This window comes from Daejeonella sp. (genome assembly GCF_044232565.1).
GTDB lineage: Bacteria > Bacteroidota > Bacteroidia > Sphingobacteriales > Sphingobacteriaceae > Daejeonella.
Map to the genome: position 1 here is coordinate 1 of NZ_JBIILQ010000208.1, position 5,026 is coordinate 5,026.

General features: G+C 41.3%; 3 protein-coding genes. 1 reads left to right on the plus strand and 2 read right to left on the minus strand.

The genetic code is table 11. The features are described from left to right. Positions 1–863 (plus strand): capsule assembly Wzi family protein (locus ACILQF_RS10510; RefSeq protein ID WP_395627363.1); only part of this gene is annotated, 863 nt, incomplete at its 5' end. 27 nt (positions 864–890) lie between these two features. Here the strand turns inward: ACILQF_RS10510 and ACILQF_RS10515 are convergent. Next, complete coding sequence (locus ACILQF_RS10515; RefSeq protein WP_395627364.1) at positions 891–1,961, minus strand: hypothetical protein; 1,071 nt, start codon at positions 1,959–1,961, stop codon at positions 891–893. After that, on the minus strand, positions 1,961–4,303 hold the full coding sequence (locus tag ACILQF_RS10520; protein ID WP_395627365.1) for an SLBB domain-containing protein: 2,343 nt from the start codon (positions 4,301–4,303) through the stop codon (positions 1,961–1,963). The genes ACILQF_RS10515 and ACILQF_RS10520 overlap by 1 nt, the downstream gene beginning before the upstream one ends. Positions 4,304–5,026: the final 723 nt, after the last annotated feature.

Genomic DNA, 5,026 nt, shown 5'->3' on the forward strand with positions numbered 1-5,026 from the left:
TTCAAATTCCTGCAAAGGCAGAATGGAGGTATTTATCGACTTTCGCCATGAGCTTTCAGCCACGTTGGCTTCCCGGTTTATTTTTGGGTCTGACAAGAAGTTTCCAGAGCTATAATCCTCAAGTAAATACTTTTGTAGATTATGTTCCCCTGTTCACTCCTTTTCAAAAGGTGAAGGATGTGAAGAACGTAACAGGTTTCGATGATAAAGATCAACTGGCCTCCTTCTTTGCTCGCTGGATCTTTACAAAAGCCCATGCTGAAGTTTATTTAGAATATGGAAAAAATGACCATTCCTATAATTTGCGTGATTTTAATAACGCCCCAGAACATTCGCGCACCTACTTGTTTGGATTCAGCAAAATGACTTCATTCAAAGGGCGTGACGATCAATTTATTCGTACTAGTCTGGAGATTACACAATTATCCCAATCCATTGATCGCATGGTGCGAGAGGCAGGTTCTTGGTATTTTCATTATTTTGTTGTGCAAGGCTATACCCATAAAGGGGAGGTGCTTGGCGCAGGTATTGGTCCGGGAGGAAATCTACAGACTCTTAATGTAAAGTGGATACATGGTTTAAAGCAATTGGGTATCCAGTTGGAGCGCTATGTGCATAACGATGATTATTATACGAATCGGGTGGGTGATTATAAGGGTTATAGCCGTAAATGGGTCGACCTAAGTGCAGCGCTTCAGGGTAGATGGGATTATAAGAATTTACTGATAAGCGCGCAGGCGCAATTTATTAATTCGCTGAATTACCAATGGAAATTAAAAAACTACGATCCATCCACCTTCTACATACCCGAAAATGATGTATTTAACTTTCATGGGAAATTGGGGATATCGTATCGCTTTTAATTTTTAGGCCTGTTAATTTCTTTAATGTCAGTCCCTTTTCCGGAAGGCTAATAAATATAGGGCCAAAAAGAATAGCGAGAAAAATGCGCCCAGCACCATTGCTTTTGAGTATTTGAGCTTATTCTTCTGAAGCGGTAATTCCGGTTTGTCGACAATTTGAAAGGTTGGTGTTTCCTGAATTAAAACGGTACGGCCAATTTCAAGATTCTTTAAAATCTCTCCATAAATACTTTGAAGCACCATTTTATCGCGTTGTTGCAGCTCAATCCCTGGATTTGCAGTGGGGAAGGCAGGGTTTGCATCCAATAACACACGGTTTGCAGCCGATGCGGAATAGGTTTTCCGATTTAGTAATCTCTCAATGCTATCGGCTCTAGCCTGTAAGCGTTCTACATTGGTGCGCTGCGATTTCGTTTTGGTATACACGTAAAATTCGGTCGCTTTATCGATAATTCGAAGGCTAAATAATTGAGATAATTGTTCATCAGGCATGGTCACAATCAACTGGAAAAACCCTAATTTTTTATCTGGCTTGCTCACAGAAAGATTTTTTTCAGCGATGCGAATAACCATGTCTTGCAATAAGCTGTCTTGTAGCCTATTATAGACTTTTCTATCTTGTGGGAAGGAAATGAGCTTACCTTGATTGTATTTGGCCCAGGATTCCTTTAACTTATTACTTTCTGCATAGACATCGGCAAGCGTTTTTTCACCTTGTTCTTGATAAGGTGTTATTAAGGTGCTCTTGATCATCTGATCGCTTCGCAATAGCGCCAATACATTGTCGCCAGCCAAAACACCACTCGTGCCACCCATTGCACCTCCTATATCCAAACCAATTTGTCCCGCTAAGCCTGCCAGCAATGAACCACCCCCAGCTTTGGTATCTTCAATGATGAAGCTTGTTCTGGAGGAGTAAGTAATTGGCCATAACCAAGCCGCTATTGAGCCGCCCAGTATGCCAATAGCTGCGACTAGGATAAATAGCTTTTTAAATTGGAAGAGGTATTTTATATCGCCAATCCACTTGGAAATTACATTCTTAAAGGAAAATTCTTCTTCGTACAATTCGGAATTGTTGGTTTGCTCTTGCTTCATTATTTCCCTAGTATTGCTATTAGTCCGATGAGTGCCGTTACTGCCGACGTAATTCCTGAAATTTCTGCAAAGCCTAATCGGAGTTTGCTATTTGGGTTGCGCTGGGGGACTTGTATGGAGCTCCCCGGACTAATTTTCGGATAGTTTTTGAAGAAAAGGAAGTTACGCACCGGCTTGTTTAGTCCGTTAGCATATTGAATATAGGTTCCTTTCACGCGTGCATCTTCCAAATAACCTCCGGCAGCATTGATGTAATATTTCATACCTCTTCCGCTTTGAAAGCTCACATATTGTGGGTTATTTACAGCGCCAGCAACCTTCACAAAGGAGATTACGCGTGGGATATAAATACTATCGCCAGCGAGAAGAATCATGCTTTTTTGGGTCACAGAATTTATATTGACCTGTGTTAGGTCGAGGTTTACCCTGATTTTATTTCGATAAATTTGGGCGCTTTCCAATGATCCGTAGGGGCTTATGCCGCCGGCTCTTTTAATGAAGTCGAGCGCCATTTCATCTCTTTTTTGAATGGCATAGTCACCTGGGAATAGCACCTCCCCATTGACACTAATATTGCCTAGCGGCCTAAAATTCACTAATCGTGGAACGCTGATATAGTCTAGGGCCTGAAGTTCTATTTCTGATCCATTATTGGAAGCATCCTGAATATTGACCGTGAATGTCTCCACTTGCTGATTCGCTACGCTGTCGGAAGAGTTTTTGAGGATTCTGGAAATTTCAAGGTTATGTCCCGCGGCTTGCTCGTTTAAACCACCTGCAAGCGCAATTACATCGGCCAATTTCATGCCTTTTCTGAAGAGGAAGCGGCCGGGTTTATTCACATTCCCAAAAATGGTCACGTATTGATCATTAATGAAGTCTGCACGGTTATGAATCATAACGGAGTCTTCTCTCAGCAATGGAATATCTTTTTTACCGTTCAGAATATCTTCTGGTTTGAATGATATAAATTCCTTATCGAAATTTGGGAGCGTACGTTTAATATAGGCGCGTTCTGGGTAGGCTTCGTCTTTTAGTCCGTCTGCCTTTTTCAGCAAAGCCGATAGGGTAAATCCTGCGCTCAGCTCATATACCCCTGGTCGGTTGACTGCCCCTTCCAAAATTACGCGGTTTGCAAATCTATTTTGTACGGAGCCGAAAATGATTTTATCTCCATTTTTTGGCGTAAAATTGCTAAATAATGAGGTTGGGACGTCTTTTACAGTGCGTTCCACTTCATTTACTTGTTCTACCTTGGCTACACTCTGGTAGGCCATATCGCTAAAACCTCCGGAATAGTTCACTAGGTCTTGGAGTTGCTCAGTGGCTTTCAATTCATAAATAGCCGGTCTTTTCACTTCACCGGAAATGCTTACCCTTTTCTGGTAAACCGGGAAATTAATTACATCCTGGTCTTCCAGTCGAATGTTTCCATCCATAAGCCCTTTTTGTAGGAAGGTATAGAAATCGACAGTTTTGTATACTTTATTATTCCTAATCAGCTCAATCATTCTTAAAGTACCGTTCTTTGACGGTCCGCCGGAGTGATAAAGCGCATTAAACAAGGTGCTTAGCGACGATATGGTATAGCTTCCTGGAATTTTCACTTCCCCTATCAGTGTTACTTTAATCAATCGTGGGTTACCCAAATTCACCGTCAGCTGACTTCCGCCATTGACTAGCGCAGGGTAGGCCTTGGCCATTTTGTTTTTGATGATGCTCCGGGCCTGTTCGATGGTAAAGCCATTTAAGAAGACGATTCCTGCAAAGGGAATTTGAACGGTGCCCTCGGGACTTACAGTGCTGCGTACGGTAGTCTCGTTTAAGCCTGTAAGTAAGATGATAAGTTCATCCCCAGGACCTAATACATAGGATTTTGGGGTGGCAAGGTTGAAATCTGGAAGAAATTTGATGGTCTTTTTATTAAAAAAATCAGTTCCGTAAATGCTCAGTTCATTCGGATCTGCGGAAGTATCTTCGAAAAGATAGCCCCTAGGTTTTTCAACGATATTTAACGTATCGCGACTAAAATCTATATCATCTTTTTGATTAATTCCGGCAATTTTTACGCCACCTCGGCTTAAGCCCATCATGGTTATTCTTTGCTTAAAAGCATTCACCTCAAATGGATCCATTCCTCTGGATTCCAGCAATTTATAAGCCTCCTGCTCAGGGATTCCAAGATCTTGTATTTTTTTCCATGCTTCGTTAATTTGAGCATCAGAAAGTTGATTCACCTTCACACTTTGAAGCTTATCGAGTGAAATTCCTTGAGCATAAGTGGTTTGGAATGAAAAGATTATGCTCGAAACAAGTATAAAAAGAAAGAGTTTAATGCGCATGAAGACTGTTTACGTATAATGTTAAATACAAATATAAATAATTATAGCAAATGCTATTCGTATTTAAAGGTATTGATTGTCAATAGTGTTAGGGAAAGTTTTAATTGTAAGGTAAAAGATCGAGTTCTTAAGTCAAGGTGGAAGGTAGGTTGGAGAAGGGCTTGTGCTTTTAGGAATTGGAATTGGTTTTAAAGCAGGGTTTCCAATCACAACTACCCCGTGTTGTCATTTCGAACAACGAATCAAATATTGAGGTTTAATATATTGTGATGAGTGGAGAAAAATTAGAGTGATAGTAGAAATTTCATACAAATTCTGTGTTTTTTTGACTTTTCCCGCTCATTGCCGCGGAGAGCTTAATTTTTCTTTTCCTTCAGCAGAAAAGAAACAAGCCGAGGCTCTTCGCCGAGACCATGAGAGCCGTTAAAAAACAATAAACCAAATTCGAATAAATGCCGCCGCTGCGTCTGATGCTATGAATTCAGTGGGTTGGGATTATTTTTTTTATTAGATTTTGAACGGCATAATTGTGTTGTTATTGACGTTTCCCGCTCTTGGCCGCGGGGGCCTAGTTACTTTTTCGTGGTGAAAAAGTAACCAAAAAACCACCGCTGCGTCTGATGCTATGAAAGGTTCTGCGAGGGCTAGGGTTGTGGTTGCCGCACCAGCCAAGGCGGAAGAAAGGTGACGAAGGGTCTGTGAACGGACGATTTGTGGTTGGAT